The sequence below is a fragment of the Desulfosporomusa polytropa genome, assembly GCF_055380075.1.
Genome location: NZ_AP042400.1, coordinates 385,924 through 410,361 on the forward strand (window position 1 = coordinate 385,924; position 24,438 = coordinate 410,361).

Here is a 24,438-nt window from a genome sequence, read left to right on the forward strand (position 1 = left end):
AGGGGAGAAATAATGCAAAATCAACTTATCGTTGCTTTTAAAAAAATTGTTGGTGCCGAACATGTTCTTACAGCCAAGGAAGATCTGTTATGCTATTCATATGATGCAACCCCTGGTTATTCGCATATGCCGGATGTGGTCATATCTCCAGGTAACACAGAGGAGGTTTCTAACGTGTTGGCTTTGGCCAACACTGAAAAAATTCCGGTTTATCCCCGTGGTTCAGGTACTAACCTGAGCGGCGGTACTGTTCCCATGAAGGGCGGTATAGTCCTGCTTATGACTCGCTTTCAGAACATTATCGAAATTGATGCTGCCAACCTAGTGGCAGTGGTTGAGCCGGGAGTAGTGGTCAGCTATTTGAACAAGGCTGTGGAAGAATTTGGCCTTATTTATCCACCAGATCCGGGCACAGTGGCTACCGCTACCCTTGGTGGTACAGTGTCTGAGAATGCAGGCGGGCTACGTGGTCTTAAGTATGGCGTTTCAAAACATTATGTCATGGGATTGGAAGTTGTTCTTGCCGACGGTAGAATTTTTAATTGCGGTGGTAAAAATGTCAAAGACGTAGCTGGTTATGATCTGACGAAATTGTTCACTGGTGCAGAAGGGACATTGGGGGTTATTACTAAAATCATTGTCAAACTGGTTCCAGCTCCTGAGACTAAAAAAGCAATGATGGCGATTTTTTCTAATCTCGATAATGCTGGCAGCGCCATATCAGCAATTATTGCCAGCAAGATCATCCCGGCTACGTTGGAAATTATGGATAACGCTACTATTCGCACAGTAGAAGACTACGCCCATGTTGGTCTTCCTCTTAAGGCAGAAGCCGTGCTTCTTATTGAAGTCGATGGAATTGCCGAAGTAGTGGAAAAGGAAGCTGCAAAAGTTATTGAAGTACTAAAAGCCAATAAAGCTGACGATATTCAGGTTGCAAAGGATGCCGCCCAACGTGACAAAATATGGGCTGCCCGCCGTGCTGCTCTTCCGGCGCTGGCTAAACTGAGACCAACTACTTTCGTTGAGGATGCTACTGTTCCACGCAGCAAAGTGCCTGATATGATTAGGGCAGTAAACACTGCTGCTGCCAAACATAAGGTAACCATTGGCACCTTCGGCCATGCCGGAGATGGTAATATGCACCCGACCATTGTCTGTGATTTGCGAAACCAAGAAGAAATGATACGTGTTCATAAGGCCATGGATGATATCTTTGCTGCTGCGATAGCTCTTGGTGGTACATTGAGCGGTGAGCACGGAATCGGCCTTGGTAAACTTCCGTACATGGAAGACCAGTTTGGAGCTGTAGGTATGAGTGTGATGCGAGCCATCAAAAAGGCACTTGATCCCAATTGCATCCTTAATCCTGGAAAACTTGTCGGGGAGTGTTAGCGATGACTGAGAATAAAGAATTACTGACAGATATTCAAGATGCCCTTGCCAACTGTATGAAGTGCGGCAACTGCATGGAAGTGTGTCCTGTCTACAAGGAGCTCAACCTTGAGTCACAAGTAGCTCGGGGGAAACTGGCTCTTATAGAGGCGGTCTTAACAGGTAAGGCTGATATTACAGAAGGTTTTGATAAACGCATGGCGATGTGCTTGTCTTGTAAAGCCTGTGCCGATAAGTGTCCTTGTGGTGTCAAAGCTGACGAATTAATCTTGCGTGGCCGTCAGGCTGCTGTAAAAGCGCGCGGTTTGCACCCGATCAAAAAAAATATATTCAAGTTACTATCTAACCGAAAACTATTTGACTTCACTTTGCGTATGGCAGGGTTATTCGGTCCATTACAGATGAAAAAATTACCTAGGCGGATGGCTGTTATAGCTCGCTTTCCAGTGCCTGGCCTTGACCGAAAGCGTGTCTTAGCTCCCTTTGCTGCTACGCCGCTCCTGGGGCAGTTTCCCACAACGGTAAAAGTAGCTAATCCCAAAATGAAAGTGGCTTTTTTTGCCGGTTGTACCATAAATTATGTCTATACCGATATTGGACAATCTGTCATTAATGTTCTCAAAGCTAATGATGTGGAGGTTATATTGCCCGCCTTGCAGCACTGTTGCGGAACACCGGTTTATATGGCAGGCGATGTAGAAATGGCGAGAGCCTTTGCCAAGCATAACATTGAGACTTTCGCGCAAACCGGCGCGGACTATATCGTAGCTGCCTGTGGTTCCTGTGCCGAAGCGTTCAAGCTCGAATATCCTGAAATGTTTCATGACGATCCGGCCGTGTATGAACAATCCAAAAACTTAGCGGCTAAAACCTATGAGATCAGTGAATTCCTTACTGATGTACTTCATTTTCGTACAGACAACCTGGGAGCTGTCAACTCCACCGTAACTGTGCATGATCCCTGCCATATGGCAAGAGGCCTGAAGGTTACCAGGCAGCCACGGGAAATTCTGAAGGCCATCCCCGGCCTAACACTCGTGGAAATGAAAGAACCGGCCCGTTGTTGTGGGGCCGGTGGTTCGTTCAGTCTAGCAAATTATGAAATTTCCCGAAAAATTAATGATCGAAAAATTGCTGATATTAGGACCACTAATGCTGATACCGTTGCCACCAGCTGCGGTTCTTGCCGGATGCACATTACTGATGGACTGGTTCAAAACAGCATGAACCAAGAGTGTTTCCATGTGGTGCAATTATTGGATAAAGCCTATCAAGCTGGTGCTAACACTACTAACTAATGTAAAGTGTTAGCTGCTGATGGTATTGTCTCTTGTGTCTTTGAGTGGAATCACAACTGTAACGGTCGTTCCGGCCCCTTCTGATGATTGAATGGTGAACTTACCGGCAAGTAAAGCGACTCGCTCACGCATGCCGTATATTCCGAGACTGCTGTTTTCACAGGCTGTTCGTAAGGACTTAGGAGTAAAGCCGATGCCGTCATCAGTAATACTAAAATGGATCTCCCGGCGCGTTTTTTTCAGACTTACCTTCACGTTGGTAGCTTGAGCATGCTTGGCAATATTAGTCAACGTTTCCTGCAAAATCCGGTATAGCGTAATCTCAATTTCAGGCCTAAACCGTTCGCGAGACAACCCGGAAAAATTGATATCTGTCGTAATACCATATTGATGGGAATAATTTCCAATATAACGTTGTGCTGCAGCAACCAGCCCGAGGTCGTCAAGTAGTGCTGGACGCAACTCTACCGCCAGCCGGTGTGTATTATCTAGTGTTTTGGATACAAGATCTCGCATCTCCAGTACGAATTTTTGTTCCTTGGAGCCACAGACCTGCTCAGAAAGTACTCTGAGACCAACGATAATTGAGGTAAGCGACTGGCTAATCTCATCATGCAGTTCGCGAGAAATCTTTTTGCGCTCTTCTTCCTGGACATCGATCATTTTATATAGCAAAATTGACTGCAATTCTTCTTTGTCTTTTAGAGCCTGGACTAACTTTTGCTGGCGGGAGTTGGATTCTAAGGTTGCTTGTACAAAACGAGCCGCCAGCCTGGCATAGATTGCCACATTATTTGGCTCACCAGTGACCCCGATAACACCAATGCAGCGTCCTTCAACTACAATCGGCACGTCATATCCTCTACGTACATTTTTTAAGAGCCTTTCATCAGTAGCGCTAATCGAAAATTCACGGATATTACCTGAACTTAACATATTAGCGGCACCTTCATGCACCTGGGATATGCGTTTTCTGTCAAAGGCTGCAATAATTACGCCGTGGTGGTCGCAAATAATTATGTTTTGGTTAAGTTCGGCAGCAATAATATTGGTAAGCGATTGAGCAAAGGTTGAATCAAGAACATGATAGTTATCTTTTTTCAATGCCAGAGTTCCTCCTTGTTGCTTCCGTAGCAGCACCATGCTGTAAATCAAAGGATAAAAACTTGCTAGCAAGCTATGAAGGGGCTTGCTAGCAAGGGTATTCTAAGGATATCTAAGAGAATTAATATAGTTGGTAATAGCCATTAGGGTGGAATGTGAGAGGGGTACAAAAAAGAAAAATTTCACATAAAAAGAAGTAATACTAATTTCAAATAATCAGAATTAATTGTATCATATCTAAATTATGAATTCAAGGAACATTTGCAATTGTGAGGCGCTGAAAAACGAAAAAAAATAGTGTTTTTGCACAAAAAAGTACATTTAAAAGCAGGATTCTGCTTTTTTAAAAAGAATGTATAAAACAGTAATGTTAAGAATTCCAATTTTGCGTGGTTTATTGGTGGTTATTAGGCCATTAAGAACTAATAATTGCTAATTCTATTATATACATGAGAAGGAAGGGATCCCTATGGTAAAAATGAAAACTATGGATGGTAATACTGCAGCAGCTCATATTTCTTATGCATTTACCGAAGTTGCCGCTATCTACCCGATTACACCGTCCTCGCCAATGGCTGAGCATGTTGATGAGTGGGTTGCGGAAGGGAGAAAGAACATTTTTGGGCAGCCTGTAAAAGTGGTAGAAATGCAATCTGAGGGTGGCGCTGCTGGAGCAGTCCATGGTTCCTTACAAGCTGGTGCATTGACTACTACATATACCGCATCACAAGGTTTACTGCTCATGATTCCCAATATGTATAAAATTGCTGGTGAACTTTTGCCTTGCGTATTTCATGTTAGCGCCAGGGCACTTGCAGCAAACTCTTTAAATATCTTTGGTGACCACCAAGACGTTATGGCCGCTCGTGCGACTGGTTTTGCGCTGCTGGCTGAAAGCAGTGTTCAACAAGTTATGGATTTAGGTGCCGTAGCTCATCTGTCCGCACTTAAAGGGAAAGTCCCATTTGTTAACTTCTTTGATGGCTTCCGTACCTCTCATGAAGTACAAAAAATTGAGGTAATGGATTATGCCGATTTAGCAAAACTTGTGGATATGGATGCTGTTACTGCATTCCGTCGTCATGCACTCAATCCGGATCATCCGGTAGTAAGGGGTACCGCACAGAACCCTGATATTTACTTCCAAGAGAGAGAAGTATCGAATAAGTACTACGAAGATCTACCTGCTATTGTCGAAGACTATATGGCAGAAATCAACAAATTAACTGGGCGCGACTACCATCTGTTCAACTACTATGGCGCTCCCGATGCTGACCGCATGATTATTGCTATGGGTTCAGCCTGTGAAGCAATTGAAGAAACAGTTGACTACCTAAATGCTAAAGGTGAAAAGGTCGGTCTTCTGACTGTACATCTGTACCGTCCATTCTCACTGGATCATTTCTTCAAATATATTCCTAAAACAGTTAAGAAAATTGCGGTTCTTGACCGGACTAAAGAGCCAGGCTGCCTTGCTGAACCATTATATCTTGATGTTAAGAATGCATACTATGGCAAAGATTTCCAACCGGTTATTGTTGGCGGTCGCTACGGCTTAGGCTCAAAAGACCCTGTTCCGGCGCATATTGTTCCTGTGTTTGAAAATCTTCGTCTTGACAAGCCCAAAGACGGCTTTACTGTAAGTATAGTTGACGATGTTACCAACACCTCGTTACCTGCTCTTAGCTATGATATCGATACTACGCCTGCAGGCACTACTGGTTGCAAATTCTGGGGCTTAGGCTCTGATGGTACGGTTGGTGCTAATAAAAGCGCTATCAAGATTATCGGCGACCATACCGATATGTATGCGCAAGGCTATTTCTCTTATGATTCCAAGAAGTCTGGCGGCATAACTGTATCTCACCTCAGATTTGGTAAGAAACCGATTAAATCGCCATATCTTATTAATAAAGCTAATTTTGTTGCCTGTCATAACCAATCTTATGTTTATAAATATAATGTACTTGACGGCTTGAAACCAGGCGGAGTATTCCTCTTAAACTGCGTTTGGAATGAGCAGGAAGTTGACGAGAAACTGCCTGCCGTTATGAAACAGTTTATTGCTAAAAATGACATACAGTTCTACACCGTTGATGCTGTGGGCATTGCTCAGGGAATTGGCTTGGGTGGACGGATCAACATGATTATGCAGTCAGCCTTCTTTAAGCTGGCTAACATCATTCCGCTGGAAGAGGCTGTAAAGTATCTTAAGCAGGCTGTTGTTGATTCTTACGGCAACAAAGGCCAAAAAGTTATTGATATGAATAATGCCGCCATTGATAAAGGCGTTAATGCTGTTGTTAAGATTAATGTACCTGCTGCTTGGAAACAAGCTAAGGACGAAGCTGCTGCTGCTAGCGAAGTTCCTGAGTTCATTGAGAAGATCCTTATTCCGATGAACCGTCAGGAAGGCGACAACCTACCAGTCAGTGCCTTTGTTGACATGGCAGACGGCACTTTCCCAACAGGTACCGCAGCTTATGAAAAACGCGGTATTGCCATTGATGTTCCAGAATGGCAAATGGATAACTGTATCCAATGTAACCAGTGCTCTTATGTTTGTCCGCATGCTGCCATTCGCCCCATCCTAGTAAATGAGGAAGAAATCAAAGCAGCGCCGGTTGGCTTTACTGTTAAGACTGGTAAAGGCATTAACGACCTGAATTTCCGTATAGCTGTTTCGCCGCTGGACTGCACTGGTTGCGGTAACTGTGCTCAAGTGTGCCCGGCTAAAGAAAAAGCGCTGATCATGAAGCCGCAGGAGAGCCAGCATGATCAAATCTCTCTATGGGATTATGCAATGACAGTATCGACAAAAGCTAATCCTATGAATAAACTGACAGTTAAAGGCAGTCAGTTTGAACAGCCGCTGCTAGAGTACTCTGGTGCTTGTGCTGGTTGTGGTGAAACTCCGTACGCTAAGCTTGTTACGCAACTGTTCGGTGATCGTATGATGGTGGCTAATGCTACTGGTTGTTCCTCTATCTGGGGCGCCAGCGCACCTTCCATGCCATACTGTAAAAACCATCGTGGTCATGGCCCAGCTTGGGCAAACTCCTTATTCGAGGACAATGCCGAATTTGGTTTGGGCATGTACTTTGGTGCCAAAAAAGTTCGTGATACCTTAGCCGCTAAAATCGAAGAAGCTGCCAAACTTACTAGTAATGCTGCTCTTAAGGCTGCTATGGAAGATTGGCTGGCTAATAAAGATAATGGTAACGGTACCCGCGAACGCGCTGATAAGCTGATTGGTTTGTTGGCTGCTGAAAAAGGCGATAATGCGCTGTTAAATGATATCTATGATAATCAAGACTTCTTCGTAAAACGTTCACAGTGGATCTTTGGTGGCGACGGCTGGGCTTATGACATTGGTTTCGGTGGTCTTGATCATGTACTGGCCAGCAACGAAGACGTTAATGTTCTGGTATTTGATACCGAGGTATATTCTAATACTGGTGGTCAAGCATCAAAATCCACTCCGACTGCAGCTATTGCAAAATTTGCTGCCAGCGGTAAAACTACCAAGAAAAAAGACCTTGGCATGATAGCCATGAGCTATGGCTATGTTTATGTAGCACAAATCTCGATGGGTGCTGATAAAGCCCAAACCCTTAAAGCCATTGCTGAGGCTGAGGCTTATCCTGGTCCGTCCCTCATCATTGCCTATGCACCTTGTATCAACCATGGTATCAATATGAGCAACAGCCAGCTTGAAGCCAAAAAAGCGGTTGATGCAGGTTACTGGGATATGTATCGTTACAACCCAGCACTTAAAGAAGCTGGTAAAAATGCATTTAGCCTGGATTCCAAAGAACCGACAGCTGACTTCAAACAATTCTTAATGGGCGAAGTTCGTTATGCTTCACTCAAAAAGCAATTTCCTGAACATGCTGAAGCTCTCTTTGAGAAAACAGCAAAAGACGCTGCTGAAAGACGGGAATCTTATAAGCGTCTGGCCAGAGATGGCGAGGCTGTTGCGCAAGCCGCAGCTACTAAAGAATAATCCGTCTGTAGCCTAAACGATAATTACAAGAAAGCACTATTTGTCTGCTAAAGGCAAATAGTGCTTTCTTAATTTTAAAGGTAATGTATGTCTGCTCTAATTATGTGGGCTTGGTTATTTGTCGTAGTAGTCAAGGTGGCAGGCAGGTTCTCTGTTGGTTGTTCGGTAGTTACTAGCAACATATCTCCAGCGGTTAGCTTGTATATTTCTCTATTGGGAATAGTGATAGTTAGTGCTCCATCAAAACAATAAAATGCCGAGGTCATTTGAGGAAAACGGTCAGGATACGGGTTATGTATATCCAGAGTATTGGTCTCGTTCGCTGCTAAAGTAACTGCGGTCAATTTCCCGGAAGCGCCTTCTGCCAGCATCAAATTGAAGTCACGTACTTTCCCGAAGCTTTTGGTTGCCCAATCACCGCTAAAGCTGTCTTGTTCAAAGGGCTTTAAATAGCAGCTATGCTGGTCTGTATGCTCAAGTCTCATTTCGCCTTCCAGCACCATGATTAGTCGCCAGATTCCAGGTAGAGAAGTGAAAGTCGATTCTTCCAAGTCAACTCGGGCCGAGCTAATACGCCAAGTAAAATTGCGCTCAGCATAAACGGCCTGTTTAGGATAAATGGCAATTTGCGTTGTTGTGCCGCCAGACCAGTCACTGGTAGTCTGATCAGCCTTTCGGATTAATTCAAACATATAGGGCATAAGTATCCTCCAATCTACAAGCTAAGTCTCACTTTATTATAACATAATTGGTTTGTATGTTATTACAGAAATGGCATGTTGAGTGCGTAGCCGTGATAGAGCCGAAATAGCCTGATTTCAAAGGGGTTGTGGATTTTTGTGAATTTCAAATGTGTGTTTTTATGTTTGCATAGACGTTCAAACGTGGCGAACATACGTTGGGGGTTGAAAAAGCGCCCCCCCTAAGTGTGTTCGAACATAGACTAAATGGGTTGATTTTGATGTGACGATAGTTTAATGCTTGGAAAAATGTTTAAAAGGCTTCGGCCCGTAATAATATGGGCCGATAGTATTCTATGAATAAAATCATATAAATATTTAAATGAGAGATGGTATGTTCGTGATATTTTATAGGCGCTATAGACCGCGCCAGTTTCCTGGGCAGTTCTCACGCGACTTCACCGAGCTTCTGACGTTTCAGTACTTACCTATATCGACGCCAGTCAGAGTATTAAAGTAAACCCTTCAAGGCGTTACCCCATCATTTGATTCATCAAGATATTAGTTCTCTTGGCAATAGCGCCAATGCCTAAGCTTTTCACTTAGAAACGTGTTGCACTTTATGTTCGCCTAGACGTTACGTCTAGGCGATAGTCATTTTTTGTGATGTTAAAGGTAACAAGTAAATTATTCCAATCCCTAATGTGATAATAGTAACATTAATGCCGCTATGTAGTGCACTGACTTAATTTGTGATAGAATTATTTTTAGTTATAGTTGGTTAGTTGTTGAAGTAAGATATTCTCGTGATTTGTTTTCAGTAATGAAAGATGGTAATTTTTAAATAACACGCATAAAGAGGAAGACTTATGAAGAATGTAATTTGTAAAAAATATACCTTGAATTGAGAACGCCGGGTAACGGAGATTCTGTGGCCGACATTGACAGAATCCTTCAAGCTTTAAAACCGGAGTATGGAGAGGTTCAGATTTCTATTGAAACCATTAAATTGTCCTATAAGCTGCTGCGGGATTTTGACTGGAAGCTCACAGTTACCTTGGTACAAAAAGGTTTTGCCTGGGAAATTGTAAACCTTGAGAGGGGAAATACTTCAGATAAGAATTTTGCTTATGTAGCTGATCTTGGGAGCACAATGGTTGTCATGCAGCTGATCGATCTGAATACTGGATGGGGAAAACTGCTGAATGAGCAACCGATTAGAATTTTGTAAAGTACGCTTATTGAACAACGTAATAAAATTATCAAACAAATTAAAGAAATCGTAGGAGTAACACAACGACAATTTGCTAGGGAGCAAGGATTCATCTAAGTGTTATTTTTAAGGAGTGAGTAAAAGTAAGCAAAAGAGCGACCTTTCTTACCCTAGATGAACATCGTCAGAATAAAACATAGAATTCCCACTGCCAGTCCAATGATAATTGATATCGGAAGAAGTTGCTTTGCTACCTTCTTCTCTTCGCCCAAGGCGTCAAGAACCGCAGAGGCGCAGGCAAGTTTTCCCGGCGAAATCATAGTGGCCAGTCCAGATCCGACGCTGGTTGCGCCTAAAAGGAGCAATACATTAAGATGCAGTTCTTTAGCTGTTATTACGAGATATTTGGCGAACATCGCTACTGCCGCTGTCACAGTGGAGCCGACAAATCCGCCGAATAATCCCAAAGGTGCTGAAATAAAAGTATACACAGCTCCGAAAATATTCGCTGATTGCATTGCCAGAACCGTCGTCATATTGTTGTTTGGTTCGATTATTTTCCAGGCCGGCCCGGAAGTGTCAACACCGGAATTATTCATAACATAGGCAATCGCAAAGAATGAGGCCAACGTTACCACCGGAACAAAAGACCGCTCTAAGCCGGTTAATACAGACTCACTTAGTTGCGCTTTTGTCGGTTTGAGAAAGATAAGAGACAAGATCGTGCTGATTAATGTCCAAGTATAGGCATTCCAAAGCATGCGCGTTTTAATGATTTGCCCGGGAATTATTTCAATTGGCATGGCGAAATTAACCGCTAAAAATGTATATAAAGGTTTGTGTAAGTTGGTCAATAATAGCAATATTATTAAAATAATCCAGGGAGAGAATGCCCTGAAAACTCCCATTTGATTTTCGATGGCAATATCTTCTTCGCTTAAATAGCTTCTGTCAATGATACTCTTGCCGGATAATTTAATGTAAAGCAACATGGCTATGGCTACGAACAGACCTGCGAATATTCCGGTTAACGGAATCCCGCCGTTTAATGTAGGGACGAAGGCAAAGAGCATTGGGGTAAAACCGCTCACCAATCCGGCAATCAGAGCCGGAACAAAGCCTTCCTTCATTAGTTTTGCTCTCCCAATAACATACAACATTGAAAATGCGATTAAAGTGGTTGATAGAGGTAAGAACAAGGAGATACCCTTGGTAATTTCGACTAAGGAAATGCCTGTCATATCCGCGAATACAACTATTGGTGCACCTAAAAGTCCAAAAACGGCAAGCGGATCAAATCCCATGCACGGCAATGCAATACTTTCCCGGTTAGAATACCCCATTTTTTTCATGATCGGAGGCAAGACGACATTGGGAAAAGCACCGGTCGTTACAAATACCGTACCCGCCCCTATATTCATGGTCATCAACTGTGCTGTTTTGCTCTGAGCTGCCAGGGTTTTGAAAAATACAGAAATTCTTTGTATCGCGCCGGTAGCTTCCATAAGGGTGACCATAATCGTCGCTATAATGGTCATCAAGGTAACTGGAAAGGATTGAATAATTCCGGCCACGGTGCAAATAAGGCTGACTTCGATTGACGTATTGAAGAAGGCGTAAGCAATAATAATCATCAGCAGCCATCCAATAACGGACACGAAATGCGTAGGTATCTTTGTCAGGACGAACAACAAAAGAATCACAATTATTGGTATTAGAACCAATAATTGTGATAAATCCATAAGATAAACCTCCGTCAATAATTAATGAAAGTTAAAAGGCAGCAGAATATGATTCAACTTACCTTTTAACTTTCAAATGGATTTATTGGTCTCCCATACGGTAAGTCGAATCGCTATTTTGCTAAATAAGGGATAGTATTTACATCAAATTCTTCGTTTCTGCCTTCGTTAAGGAACGGGAAACGGGATACAACGGCTCTAACTTCTTTTTGACGAGTCCCTAAATTACCCCAAATTACGCTTACTTCCGTTCCTAATTCGCTAAATTCGGTATCAATTGAACATAGAGAAATCATTTCTTTATATTGGTAGCTATAGGCGCGACCGGAACTGATTCCAATCTGCTTGCCATTTTTAAGCACTTGATCTGCATAAAGTACTTGTTTGCCATAGTCATATAAGAAGTGATTTGGCTCATCCATATTCGGATATGGCTCGCCCAACTCAAACTGAGATTTATAAATATCGAAAATATCTTCTTTGTTCCATACCAGGGTAACCATCTTACGGTTAGGCTTGGCAACCAGTTTCTCAAGCGCTTCGCGCCCGACGAAATCATGATTAAACTTAATGGGTTTTTCCCAGCCTAACTCCACTGGATTGCGGTACCGCAGGTTTACATCAGGTCCCATGCTGCCTAAGAAAACAGGTTTTGCACCCTGCTTCACACCTTTTGCGTTCATATAATCTTGAAAGCCTTGATCTTCTTCCCATGCATAAGGGAAGTGGTAGTAGGCCTGAGGAAATCCATCTTCCGTATGATTCATCATATAGGAATGATAACCAAGTTTCCTTATGCCGTATGGCTCACCGGCTTTAAATAGCGCGTTATATACAGCATGTGCGTCCTTAATATCTCCATGAATTTCATAACTTAGTGTTCCTGCCATACCTAGACGAAGAATACGGATGTCCATTCCATTAATTCGGGACATCTTATGGTGCATAAATTTGATATCATGAAGATTATCACCTGTAACTGACTCCAGTATTTGTAGAGAGTATGGGCCGGCTAGCTGAAAAAAATATACTTTATTTGTAAGAGTTTCCCCTTCCGCATTATAGTTTCCAGTTTCAAGTTTGTATGCAATGTAAGGGGCCATCCAGTAAGTCATGAATTCATCGTCACCCGTACGCAACAGAACACCGTCGCTTACAAGGAGTCCATCTTTATTAACCATAATGCCATGCCTTCCAGAGCCAACAGGAAAATTAGAAAAGCCATTAACGAGATTTTCTGAAAGAAACCTAAATGCATCTGGCCCTTTTATTCTGTAACTTGGAGATGGATTTAAGTTTCCGTGGAGATAGCATGCTGTTTTCCAAGCCATCGTTTCATCACGCCATCCCGTATACTCATAAGGGATAGCATAATTTCTCCATGGCATTGTTACATATAGGCCAACTTTCTCATCATAAGGGACAAATGGTGAGTGATTTAAAAATTTTTCTGCATCATTCATAATAAATTTCTCCTTAACATCTGTTTTTTAGAATTTTAAGAATTAGTTTAGTATTAGAGGCCTCTGAAATCACTCTACCATTAAATATAATATAAATGAAATTCAAATAAATTATGATGCTATTCCATAAAATTATAATCTTTTTATCTTGCACATTATGAGTTACTGCTTAATCGGATAGAAATATAGTAGTTTCAGAGGCAATAAGAATAGCGTTCATCATATATCCATATTGCCGTTTATATTTCCTAACGAAACATCAGGAAGAGTTATTCCTTCCAAAACAATTAATTTAATTAACGTGCAATACAATGGCAAATGGGATGTATTCTTGTTATACTAAATCACAGTGTGTATTCATGAGAATGATGGGTGGTGTGCCAATATTATGAAAATTCAATACTTTAGAGAATTTGTTTTTCTTGCACAGACTCGAAATTTTACCAAAACAGCAAACCTTCTATATATTTCTCAACCAGTACTGAGCAAACATATGTTTTGTTTAGAAGAAGAAATTGGGTTCAAGTTAATATCACATACAAACCCAATGCAATTAACAAAAGCGGGAGAATATTTCCTGAAAGGGGTTAAACCTATTCTTGCAGAACTTGACTCGGTTTTAGATAAAGCTAAGCGTATAGACGGAGGATACACTGGAAATCTTGGTATAGGTATGCTGTATTATACAAAGTTTATAATAACACCAACTGTTTTAAAATTTACCCAAAGATTCCCCCATATTAAGCATCATTATTGGGTTCGAACGCCAAATGAAATTATAAACGCGGTGTTGGATCGTTCCGTTGATATTGGATGCGTAATGAATGTTATAGACAACGCAGATGACGTTTTAAGCACTTTTAATTTATATAATGAGCCGATGGGGATAGTAGTTGGTTTAGATCATCCTTTGGCGCATAAAAAGTGTATTAGCATTGCAGAAGTTCGAGAGGAAAATTTTGTTAATATCAATGACAACTACTTTTATGGTTATTTTAATCATTTTAATAAGCAAGTAAAAAAATATAGTTTGTCTTTTAAACCAGGTACTCTTGTACCAACGTATGAAGATTTTCTACTTTCCGTTCAGTTTAATCAGGGGATCGGCATAACTTCAAGGAGTATTAAAGGAGAGGTTCAATCTCGTATGTGCTATATCGATCTTGAAGAAGATGATTTGTTTTTTACGCGAACTATTATCTATCGAAAAGATAATAAGAACAAAGCAATTTCACTTTTTTTGGAATGTTGTAACAACTTCAAAATGCCACTCCACAAATGAATAGTTGAACGAATCCAGAAATTTGTAATGGTTAACTGGAGCAAATGGTGAAATTCCTAGGTTAACCACTGAAAGGATAAGAAATATTCAAGTGATTATAAACCCGGCGCGAAGACTGTATCGTACCGGGTTATCTTGATCAAGGCATTTAGGCGAGCCATAAATATATTAGGACCGAAAGAAATTCTTAAAAGACTGCAGGAAAGAAGAGAACTAGCCTTAACATAACAAGGCTAGTTCTCTTCTTTCTTATACTTCCTTATCATTAATTGACAAATAATTTTTAATTTTGCTGTTGAAAACACTGTTTACAATGAAATATTAATGATGTTTTTCACACGGACGGACATCCCTTTGCTTACATACGTCTTTGGCGTAATTGTTTCAAAATTCTCGCCGGCAAATTTTATTAGTTGTGCCTAAAAACAGCCAATCGTTTTATATTGATTTTTTATAGTGGTTACTCGATTTAATTTGTGCAGCCCGTTTTGATATGTTTGAGCTGCTAACCTATCGTTTGCACATTGTTATTGTTAAGCTCATCAACAAATAGCGGGATTGACGGATTAAAATTGGTTTGATTCCACGCGACGGCTATATCAATTTGTGAATCTTTGCCAGAAATATTGAAACAAGTAATTCTAGAACTATTATATGACTTTGGAATAACAGAAGGTAATATGGAAATACCGATGCCGCATTCAACGCCTAATAATACAGCCCACATGTCTGACATTGATGTGGTTTTAGGATAGAAATCTCTATTAATGCAAATACGAAATAAATTATTGTAACCGCGCGGGGAATTATCCTTCTTTTGAAAAACAATAGGCTCATCAATGATCGATGATAGCTCAAACCCCGATTCACGGGCTAATGCATGATTGGAAGGTAAAACGACACAGAGACTGTCTTTATATATTTTCTTATATGCTACGTTCGGAAGGTAGTGTTGTTCCCATATAGCGGTAAATCCGATATCTATATCATTACGTACTAGTGCTGTATCTAAGGATCCTAAACTAAATTGCTCAAATGATAAATTAACTCGTGGATACTTTTGACGAAAATTCATGACAATATTAGGGAGGATTTGTTTTTCGGTATAACCTAAAATTCCAATTTTCAAATCACCAACAATACCAGTTTCGGCTTCGTTTGCATGTTGGATAAGTTCACTACATTTTGTAACAATAATTTTGGCATCTTTCAACAATGCTTTACCTGCATTGGTTAAGGAGATGCCATTGTGTTTGCGTATTAATAGACTAACCCCTATATGACGTTCTAAATCTGCGATCTGTTGACTGAGTGAAGGTTGACTAATAAACAGTTGCTTGGCTGCTTGAGTGAAACTTAGACACTCGGCTACAGCTATAAAATATCGTAACTGACGAATATCCATAGTTCCTCCTGTCGTACAGAACATTGTTGATTTATATATCTATACATATTATATAAGGCTATGAAAAGATTATCAACTATATTCCTAATAATCTGACGATTGGGCTATTGGATTTACTTATAGCTGTATAGGATATGAGTATTTCACAATTTTCAAAAAAAGGTTAATAATTAAAATAGTCAAACACCTAATATTTAAATCATTGGCAAAAAGCTACTTTAAGAAAGTAGAGGTGATTTATAAAAAGTTTAATTATGGTGACTATTCGAGAAAAGTTTTAAAGGGGGAAGTTTTGTGGATAAAGTTAAATTATTGCAAGAACGTACTAACAGGATTAAGGCTGCGATTAGCCTTGAAAAGCCAGATCGGGTACCCGTAGTACCGCTATCTGACGTTTATGCTGCTACTGTACTGGGGATTCCGATGACAAAATTTATTTACGGAGAGGGAACCAACAGAGCGATGATTGATTGTTGGGCCCAAATCGGTGAAATTGATGGTCATCAACGTCTGAATTTTAATGTTTACAGTTTGAGTGCGATGTGGCTATCTAAATTAAAGCTCCCAGGTATTGATTTGCCTGAAGATGCTCTGTATCAAGTTGCAGAAGCAGAAATAATGAAAAAAGAAGACTATGATGAGGTTCTTTCCAAAGGCTTTAATAACTTTGTTGCCGGATATTGGAAAAATCGGTTAGGCGATGTGGCTTCTAAAATAAAAGATACCCAAGCAACTATGCCGCAAGCTATCAAAGACTGGGAAGATGCCGGAATATTACCTATGTGTCCTGGATCTGCTGTTATACCCTTTGAATATTTTTGCGGTGGCCGCTCGTTAAAAGAATTTGTTATGGATTTGCGGAGAATTCCAGATAAAGTGCAAGAAGCAATGGACGTAGCAATGATTGATATAGTAGAAAATACCCGCCAAAGTTTCAGACGATTAAAACCATTTGGGGCATGGGTTGGTGGCTGGCGTTCTGCTCCAGAATTATTATCGCCCAAGATTTCAAATCGCTTTGTGTATCCTTACCTGAAAAAAATGGTTGAGGTTTGTATAGAAGAAAATGTTGTACCGGTATTTCACTTTGATTCAGACTGGGGCAGAGATTTGCACCTCATGAAGGATTTATACCCTAAAGCTAAATGTGTTTTGGCACTTGATGGAGCGACGGATATTTTTAAGGCTAAAGAGGTCCTCGGAGATCACATGTGCATCATGGGTGACGTACCAGCGGGGTTATTGACCATAGGAGACGCCAAGGATGTATCAGAATATTGCAAGCGTCTTATACGGGAGATTGGCCCATCCGGGTTTATCCTTGCTCAAGGCTGTGATATTCCAGTTAACGCTAAGATTGAAAATGTCCGGGCAATGGTAGAATCTGTTCATCTGGCATAGTATAGGTAATGCCGAAATGATATTTATATAAGTATCTCTATAAATAATGGAGGTCGGTATTGCTATGGATAAAGAAGCTGTGCGTAACAAGCTGAAAAAATATCAATGGCCTATATATATCGTGATGGTGGTTGCCTATCTGTTGACTCCGTTTTCTCGAGGGGCACCCGCAATCATGGGACCAGAATTGGTCCGAGATTTAAGGTTGGATGCTGCGCAATTCGGTCTCATGGGTTTAACTTTTTTTTGGACATATGCTCTAGCTAATGCTCCAATAGGAATACTCATGGATAAAATTGGTACAAGGCTGGGTCTTGCATTTAATCTAGTGCTTATTGCAGTTGGTTGTAGTATTTTTAGTTTTGCAGGGTCAATAACTCCATTAATAATAGGCCGTATGATTGTTGCCGTTGGAGCAGCGGGCATGACGATTGCTGGGATAAAAACAATAACAGCCTGGTTTACAACGAAACAGTTTCCCGAACTATATGGTTTGTGGATGGGCTTAGGTGCATTAGGTGGAGTATTTGCCACGGCCCCTCTGCAATTCATGATGAGTAATCTTGGTTGGCGTTATTCCTTTGCTTTAATCGCTGCTGCATGCATTGTTTTCGCGGTACTGTCTTACATCATCGTGCGGTCGCGCCCTGCAGATGTCGGACTCGATTCACCTGATGAGATCGCGGGTGAAGTAATCAATAAAGCGCCGACCGTGGCAGAAGGAAGTTCCTGGGAAGCAGTAAAGCAAATCGTAAAAATGCCTGTCATTTGGCTAATAGCTCTATACTTTATAGGGTTAAATGCCAGTGGTCAAGTTATGGTGTCTCTTTGGGGGGGCGTATACCTTGCAAATGCATACGCATTAAGTAAGCCTGTTATTACTGAGATTTTGACGATAGCAGCGGTATGTCTTGTAGTTGGGAGTGTCGCAGCAGGATGGCTCAACAAGCGGATAGGAAGTTCAGGGGTAATGTTGTCTGCAGCTATTCTATTCTTGGTGACTTGGCTTTATATGACAATTAACATTCGTAATCTCAGTATCATAGAGCTTAAAGTGATTTTTGGCATAATTGGCTTTGTTCAAATGTATGGAGTAGTTGCCGGATTTACCGTTGTAAGAATGTCAGTTCCCGCCGCGAACGTAGGCTTTGCAGTTGGGTTTGCAAATACCCTTACTTGGATGGCAGGAGCAGGGCTTTTCCAGCAGGTTTGGGGCATTATTATTAAAAATGTTTCCAAGGGTGTTACACCGTATCCAGTAGAGGCTTTTGAAGTTGCCATGTGGGTTCAGGCAGTTACTCTAGTTGTTAGCTTCATTTGTGCAATATACTTAAGCAGATATTTAAAAAAATCTGCGTCCAGTGCTCAGGTGGGAAGTTAAGCATCTATTTCTTTTAACAGTCAATAAGCATAGACATTACAAGTGTGGCTGATTATTTTATCTGGGACATCTCTCGTGTGCAAATAAAAAATATGTTTGAATTAGACCTGTTTCATATTAGGGAATGTTGACATTATAAGCCTTAATACTGGGATGAAGGAGAGTAAAAATGCGTCAAAAAGCCAAAGGGATATTAACCACAGCGATAGCGATGGCCTTCTCAGTAAATGCATATGCTGCAACCTCTTTGAGTGACGTACCGGAAAAACATTGGGCATATGATGCTGTAAAAAAGCTTGCTGTAGCTGGAATTATTGACGGCTATGGGGATGGAAGCTATAAGGGCGATAAAAATCTCACCCGTTATGAGGTGGCAATCATTGTAGCCAAAGCCATTGATCAATATGAAAAAGCCGATGATAATACTAAACAAGTTATTGATAAACTTTCGGCAGAGTTTGCTAAAGAACTAAATACAATGGGTGTGCGGGTAGCTAAGGTAGAAGCTAAAACCAATACTTGGGTGAGCGGGGAGACTCGATTTCGGTACATGGGCAATGATCCTAAAGCTGGCGGTCATGAGTTGAAAGGGTCAGACAGGTTTGATTTTAGGCAGCGTGTAAAGTTTCAAGGAACTATTAACGAGGATATTTCTTGGGTGGCGCGCGCTCAAGCAACAGGTAAAGCCGGTAATTATAACAACGGTAATGACGGCAGTAATGCCTCATTTGATATGTTTGCAGTAACAGCCAAAGATGTTATTGGATTGGACAAGGTTCGTATAGGTCGGTTCCCTTTTGATCCATTTACGCATGGCTTATTCGGAAAACCGATAGGGGTAGATGGTATTCGATTGGATAAAACTATGGGGAAGGTATTGTTCACAGGTTCAGTAAACAATGTTAAGTCACTTTCAGTGGCTGACCAAGGTACCGGTACCGAAAACAGTGGTAATGCTAACACTCTTACAACTGCTCAAATATCAGGCAAAGCAGGTGATAACCTGGGGTGGAAAGCGGGTTATTACTGGTCTGATGTTCCGGGTAGCAGTACTGCTGAAGGAAAAGGTTCAATGAATACCAATATTGGTTCGTTTACACAATCTGATGGTTGGACAGTTGGCATAGATGCAAAAGTGGGCGACTGCCTATTAATCGCTGATTATGTTTCTACAAGCCTTAAAGGTGCGAGCAATCTTCCCAAGTCACCAAAAGGATGGGCTGTAGAATTAACTAACGCTACAAAATCACCGACTTCATTCTATGGACAAAAAAATCTCGTAGATCCCAAGGTTAAGGGGCAATTCGGCTGGTCTGTTTCCTATCGGAGCCTAGATGCAGGTGCAGTTCCGTCCGGTGTAGGTGGCTTTGACGCTCAAGCGATGAGTTATGGAACAGATCCTTACTCAACAGCAGCTAAAGGAACTGATAATATCAAAGGACTATTTGTTGCTTTGCAAAGTACGATAAGTAAGAATGTAATTTGGACGATTGAAGGTCAGGACCTAAAAATAAAAAATAGAAACATAACCGGTTTATCTTCTAACGACCTGGGCAAAACCTACATGACTAAGCTAGAGTTCTTCTACTAGGATAAATTAACTCTAGTATTATGAATCTTCTACGTGGGTGTATGATTTACATCCTACCATGTAGATGGGAGGAAAAAAATTAAATGCTAATAATTGGAGAACTCATTAACACCAGCCGCAAAGCTATTCGCGAAGCTGTTGAAACAAAAAATGCAGCCTATATTCAAGAAGTGGCTAAACAACAAGAGGCTGCTGGTGCAAATTACCTGGATGTAAACTGTGGAACAATGGTTGGTCAGGAGATTGAATGCATGGAGTGGCTGGTAAACACCATCCAAGAGGTAACCGATATGCCGCTTTGCATTGATAGTCCTGATGAAAATGCTTTGAGAGCGGGTTTGCTTCTGGCAAAAACTACTAATGGAAAAAGAATGATCAATTCCACAACTGCCGAAGAAAAACGCTACCAAGCAGTTATCCCACTGGTAAAAGAGTTCAACGCTAAAATTGTTGCTCTTTGTATTGAAGATGCCGGTATGCCGGAAACTGCTGAAGACCGTTTGCGGATTGCCAGCAAGCTGGTTGACGATATGGAGAAAGAAGGAATTCAGCAAGATGATATCTACCTTGATCCGTTGATTAAACCATTAAGCACTAACGATAAATATGGCAAATCGGTATTGGATGCTATTTATGCTATTAAGCTAAAATATCCCGCAGTACACCTGACTTGTGGTTTGAGCAATATCTCCTACGGTTTTCCTAATCGGGCTGTTCTCAATCGCTTATTCGTAGTTCAAACCATGACTGTAGGAATGGATGGCTATATTCTTAACCCAACAGATAAAGCTATGATGGGCGTGGTATACGCAGGACAAGCTTTGTTAGGCAATGATAGATTTTGTAAAAACTATCTTAAAGCTCATAGAAAAGGTCTTTATGAATAATGAGTGAACTCGAAGAACCGTTATATAAATTATTTTATGAATTGGGAGGAGATCGTATGTCAAAAGTAGATCTTGCAAAGGCCGTAACCGAATTAGAAGAAGATTTGGTGCATGAGGGTGTTAAAGAACAAATGGAGGCGGGAGTGCCAGCTATCGAAGTGCTTGCTCAATTGCAAGAGGGTATGGAAGGCGTAGGTAAGCTTTATGAGGCAGGGGAGTATTACCTATCAGAGTTGATCATGTCTGCTGAGATATTTTCTAACGCAGCCGCTCAACTTGGCTCTTCCCTCAATGAGGGTGGAGACAGTAAAACACTCGGTACTGTTATATTGGGCACTGTTAAAGATGATATCCATGATATTGGAAAAAATATTGTATCAACAATTCTTAGCTGCAACGGCTTTAAAGTAGTTGATATTGGTGTAGATGCCCCGATCGAAAACTTTATTGAAGCAGTAAAAACTCACAATCCGGACGTAGTTGGCATGTTCTGTCTGTTAACTACTGCATTTGATGCAATGAAGGAAACTGTCGCAGCTGTTAAGGCTACTGGTACCAAAGCAACCGTTCTTGTCGGCGGCGGCCCGGTAGATCCTAAAGTTGCTGAATGGTGCAGTGCTGATGGTTATTGCAGAAATGCCTATGATGCCGTAGAAATGTCGAAGAAGGCTTCAGGTGTAAACTAATTCTTACCGTAAGTTGCTGATAGGATATAACTGATTGGGGAGAAGAGCTACTATCGTAGTTCTTCTTTCTATATTATGATAATTATCTTATAACAGGAGGGGATCTACATATGGAGAGTAAAAATATGGAGATACGGAATGATTACATCCAAGTTCAGGCCGAGGGTAGGAGTAAAAATCAAGCTAACATGTCGGCCATAAGTGAAAATCTTTCCCTACAGTGGGAGACTGGTTTAATGCCATATGTGGAAATCGCTCCAGATACTCACCCGTTAGCATCTGGCCTAGCTCTGGCTGAGCAAAGCGACGTGCCCCATATTATAAGTAAAATATTGAGCATTGCCCAAGAAATATTGAAGTTAACGGAGTATGAAATTCCCGTAGAAAATAATAGTACGGCTACAGTACAAAAATGCTTACGCTCATGGATGATTAATCAGGATTGTTTAATTGAGACAACAAACGAGAGCTAAAAAGGAAGCAGGGGGAAATTATGCGTATTTTATTATTTGGTGGTTTCCTTGGTTCGGGTAAAACAACAACAATTCTCCAGGTTGCCAGATACATTACGGAAACAAAAAAAGAATTCGTGGCCCTTATTGAAAATGAAATCGGTGAAGCAGGTATTGATGATAAACTTTTTGCTGATAGTGGAATAAAAGTAAAACCACTCTTCGGCGGCTGTGTATGCTGCCAAATAACAAGCGATCTTATTAGTGCTGTTAGCGAAATCCATGAAACCTTGAACCCAGACTGGCTGGTCATCGAAATGACTGGAATCGCGATTCCGGGTAATATTGCAAAATTGATTAATGAATATTGTCATTTCTACTCAGGCTTTAAGACAATTACTGTTGTCGATATGGGACGATGGATAGATTTAAAAGAAGTACTCGGACCGCTGGTAACCGGTCAGGTAGAAAAGACTGACTTTGTAATCATCAATAAAGTTGATATTGGTGGGGCTGATAAAGAAGAAGTTATTGCTGATGTCAAATCTATTGTAGACAGTGTTCCTATTATTGTTGTAAGTGCAGCGGATAAATTGTCTCCTCAAGTAATAGAGGAGGTAATCACCTGTGAATAAGTTGAGTGACGCAGTGATTTACAGCAAAAAATACGCTATTAATTTTAAACAGGATTTATCAAAAGTAAACATAGAGGTGCTCTTTAAGCAGCTATTTGAGCAGATTAGCAGGCCGCTGTCTCATAACGGCATAATTCTAGGACATATAAAACTTATTGTCAGCATTTCTAAAGAAGAATTTATGTTCTTATCTGTTACTAGGCTCGATAGCGTAGACGCAAAATTTTCATCCCAATGGCAAAGGGATTCATCGGTTACAGCTAGTAACATAAATTTAGATATTAATGTCCTGATATATGGCTATAAGCGAGAAATGATTGAGCAAAAATTGGAGGATGCACTTTCTAATTGCATTGCGACGCTATCTAGAGTAGTTCTTTGTTCTGAATTGAAATAATTCTATTCACCCTTATTAATCTTGATAGACTAAAGGTTTTTAGCATGCAATCGATTGTAAGAAAAGAGGATAGTAGATGGAGTGTGCATCCAAGACATTCAAATTGACGATAAGTGATAGAAGGGTTTCTTTAATATGTTCGCCACAATCCACCATTATGAAGGCTTTAATTAACGGGAACATATTTATTGAAGCAAACTGCAACGGTATGGGTACATAGGATACATGGTGACGGTTCTGCTGTTTCCTTACTTAAAAGAAGTTTTAAAGAAAAAATACGGCATTTTTCAATGGCCGTGTTTTTTACTTAGTTGCCAATAAGTTTTTATCTGCTTAAAGGCCTAACCGGCACATTTAAAGCTTGCCCAGGATAAACGTTCGCGTTATTATCTAATTTATTTATCTTCCTAATTTCAAAAACGACTTCACGGACGTTGGTATTGGATGGTGTATATTTAGAGACAATTTGCCAACTGTATCTCCAGGCCTTACGTAATTTGATTTATATTTTATGGTTCAACAAGGCGATCTTGTCTGTTTCATAAACATGGATTCCCGGTAGGGTCCTTTGTGCCGCTAGTATCATTGCATTGGCGACAGAGCATGCCTCAATGGCACTGTACTTTCGTAATGGCCCCCAAAATAAGGGTGCAAGTATTCTCATAATAACTGATGCGATTTTCTCGCCGATTCGAAACTCATCCCGGTTACCGAGCAAAAGGGATGGACGGAATATTTGCAGCGTAGGAAGGTCAAGCTCACGCAATGCCTTCTCGATTTCTCCCTTCACGCTATTATAAAAGATAGGCGATGACGGATTCGCTCCCATTGATGTCACAATTAGCAACTGTTTTGCTCCCTGCACTTTGGCCTTTTGACCGAGCGTCAATGGATAAGCATAGTCAACTCTTCGGAAATCCTCTTGGGTTCCAGCTTTCTTAATCGTTGTTCCAAGGGTGCAAAATACATCCGCGCCGGTCAAATTAATATCTGATTGCTCCAAGAGATCAAAATCAATCACCTTCTCCTGGAGCTTGGGATGCGTTAATCCGGTTGGTCGCCGAACAAGCAGTGTTATAGCTGTATACGCGGGAGCGCTTAGGAGCAGGTGTAGGAGTTCTTTGCCGATCAAACCTGTAGCTCCTACAATAACCGCTTTTCGATTCATTTTGGTATCTCCTTACTATCAATTAATCTTAAAAGGGACTGAGGGACAGGTGGAAACCACTGAAAAAGTAGTGTTTTCATAAATTTGAGTACGGTAGAATGCGGCTTCGTGGTCTTAATTTTTAGGAAAACTGGACTTTTTCAGCAGTTTCGACCTGTTCCCTTGTCCCCCTGTCCCTCCCAAAGCAGATTCCATTAAAATAAACGAACCCGTTCAACCTTACTTGACGTAGGGTGAGCGGGTTTGTCGTTC

Annotated in this window: 19 protein-coding genes; 13 read left to right on the plus strand and 6 right to left on the minus strand. The window is 41.0% G+C overall.

The genetic code is table 11. The features are described 5' to 3' along the window. Positions 1–12 precede the first annotated feature (12 nt). A complete protein-coding gene (locus tag ACZ449_RS03410) occupies positions 13–1,395 on the plus strand; it encodes an FAD-binding oxidoreductase (protein ID WP_464259663.1) in 1,383 nt (460 codons plus the stop codon). A 2-nt stretch (positions 1,396–1,397) separates the two neighbouring features. Continuing rightward, the gene (locus ACZ449_RS03415; protein WP_464259664.1) at positions 1,398–2,693 is read left to right on the plus strand and encodes a (Fe-S)-binding protein; all 1,296 of its coding nucleotides are present in this window, start codon (positions 1,398–1,400) and stop codon (positions 2,691–2,693) included. Positions 2,694–2,702: 9 nt separating this feature from the next. On the opposite strand, the gene ACZ449_RS03420 is transcribed toward ACZ449_RS03415, so the two are convergent. Beyond that, positions 2,703–3,797: a sugar diacid recognition domain-containing protein gene (locus ACZ449_RS03420; RefSeq protein WP_464259665.1), complete on the minus strand. Its 1,095-nt coding sequence runs from the start codon at positions 3,795–3,797 to the stop codon at positions 2,703–2,705. A gap of 469 nt (positions 3,798–4,266) precedes the next feature. On the opposite strand from ACZ449_RS03420, the gene nifJ reads away from it, so the two are divergent. Then, the gene (gene nifJ, locus ACZ449_RS03425; protein ID WP_464259666.1) at positions 4,267–7,803 is read left to right on the plus strand and encodes a pyruvate:ferredoxin (flavodoxin) oxidoreductase; all 3,537 of its coding nucleotides are present in this window, start codon (positions 4,267–4,269) and stop codon (positions 7,801–7,803) included. A gap of 74 nt (positions 7,804–7,877) precedes the next feature. Here nifJ and ACZ449_RS03430 read toward each other — a convergent pair whose 3' ends face one another. After that, a complete protein-coding gene (locus ACZ449_RS03430) occupies positions 7,878–8,504 on the minus strand; it encodes a HutD/Ves family protein (protein WP_464259667.1) in 627 nt (208 codons plus the stop codon). Between the two features lie 871 nt (positions 8,505–9,375). On the opposite strand from ACZ449_RS03430, the gene ACZ449_RS03435 reads away from it, so the two are divergent. Beyond that, complete coding sequence (locus tag ACZ449_RS03435; protein ID WP_464261802.1) at positions 9,376–9,714, plus strand: hypothetical protein; 339 nt, start codon at positions 9,376–9,378, stop codon at positions 9,712–9,714. 152 nt (positions 9,715–9,866) lie between these two features. Here ACZ449_RS03435 and ACZ449_RS03440 read toward each other — a convergent pair whose 3' ends face one another. Together ACZ449_RS03440 and ACZ449_RS03445 are read right to left on the minus strand one after the other, a co-directional pair. Next, entirely contained in the window at positions 9,867–11,438 is a 1,572-nt protein-coding gene (locus ACZ449_RS03440) for an L-lactate permease (RefSeq protein WP_464259668.1), read from the minus strand. Between the two features lie 113 nt (positions 11,439–11,551). Then, the gene (locus ACZ449_RS03445) at positions 11,552–12,901 is read right to left on the minus strand and encodes a hypothetical protein (protein ID WP_464259669.1); all 1,350 of its coding nucleotides are present in this window, start codon (positions 12,899–12,901) and stop codon (positions 11,552–11,554) included. Between the two features lie 388 nt (positions 12,902–13,289). On the opposite strand from ACZ449_RS03445, the gene ACZ449_RS03450 reads away from it, so the two are divergent. Continuing rightward, positions 13,290–14,183: a LysR family transcriptional regulator gene (locus tag ACZ449_RS03450; protein ID WP_464259670.1), complete on the plus strand. Its 894-nt coding sequence runs from the start codon at positions 13,290–13,292 to the stop codon at positions 14,181–14,183. Positions 14,184–14,688: 505 nt separating this feature from the next. Here ACZ449_RS03450 and ACZ449_RS03455 read toward each other — a convergent pair. Then, the gene (locus ACZ449_RS03455; RefSeq protein WP_464259671.1) at positions 14,689–15,588 is read right to left on the minus strand and encodes a LysR family transcriptional regulator; all 900 of its coding nucleotides are present in this window, start codon (positions 15,586–15,588) and stop codon (positions 14,689–14,691) included. A 294-nt stretch (positions 15,589–15,882) separates the two neighbouring features. Between ACZ449_RS03455 and ACZ449_RS03460 the strand changes: the two genes are divergently transcribed. From ACZ449_RS03460 to ACZ449_RS03495, 8 genes are all read left to right on the plus strand, one after another. Then, positions 15,883–16,989, plus strand: coding sequence for a uroporphyrinogen decarboxylase family protein (locus ACZ449_RS03460; RefSeq protein ID WP_464259672.1), 1,107 nt, complete (start codon positions 15,883–15,885; stop codon positions 16,987–16,989). 64 nt (positions 16,990–17,053) lie between these two features. Beyond that, on the plus strand, positions 17,054–18,370 hold the full coding sequence (locus ACZ449_RS03465; RefSeq protein WP_464259673.1) for an MFS transporter: 1,317 nt from the start codon (positions 17,054–17,056) through the stop codon (positions 18,368–18,370). A gap of 169 nt (positions 18,371–18,539) precedes the next feature. Continuing rightward, complete coding sequence (locus ACZ449_RS03470) at positions 18,540–19,961, plus strand: S-layer homology domain-containing protein (RefSeq protein ID WP_464259674.1); 1,422 nt, start codon at positions 18,540–18,542, stop codon at positions 19,959–19,961. An 83-nt stretch (positions 19,962–20,044) separates the two neighbouring features. Continuing rightward, positions 20,045–20,848, plus strand: a complete 804-nt coding sequence (locus ACZ449_RS03475; protein ID WP_464259675.1) for a methyltetrahydrofolate cobalamin methyltransferase — start codon at positions 20,045–20,047, stop codon at positions 20,846–20,848. A gap of 56 nt (positions 20,849–20,904) precedes the next feature. Next, positions 20,905–21,534: a cobalamin B12-binding domain-containing protein gene (locus tag ACZ449_RS03480; protein ID WP_464259676.1), complete on the plus strand. Its 630-nt coding sequence runs from the start codon at positions 20,905–20,907 to the stop codon at positions 21,532–21,534. A 110-nt stretch (positions 21,535–21,644) separates the two neighbouring features. Further along, the gene (locus tag ACZ449_RS03485; RefSeq protein WP_464259677.1) at positions 21,645–22,007 is read left to right on the plus strand and encodes a hypothetical protein; all 363 of its coding nucleotides are present in this window, start codon (positions 21,645–21,647) and stop codon (positions 22,005–22,007) included. Between the two features lie 20 nt (positions 22,008–22,027). Continuing rightward, positions 22,028–22,621 carry a GTP-binding protein gene (locus ACZ449_RS03490; protein ID WP_464259678.1) on the plus strand — a complete coding sequence of 198 codons (594 nt, stop codon included), beginning with the start codon at positions 22,028–22,030 and terminating at the stop codon, positions 22,619–22,621. Further along, positions 22,614–23,018, plus strand: coding sequence for a hypothetical protein (locus tag ACZ449_RS03495; protein ID WP_464259679.1), 405 nt, complete (start codon positions 22,614–22,616; stop codon positions 23,016–23,018). Before ACZ449_RS03490 ends, ACZ449_RS03495 begins: the two co-directional genes overlap by 8 nt. 502 nt (positions 23,019–23,520) lie before the next feature. Here ACZ449_RS03495 and ACZ449_RS03500 read toward each other — a convergent pair. After that, positions 23,521–24,186: an oxidoreductase gene (locus ACZ449_RS03500; protein WP_464259680.1), complete on the minus strand. Its 666-nt coding sequence runs from the start codon at positions 24,184–24,186 to the stop codon at positions 23,521–23,523. Positions 24,187–24,438: the final 252 nt, after the last annotated feature.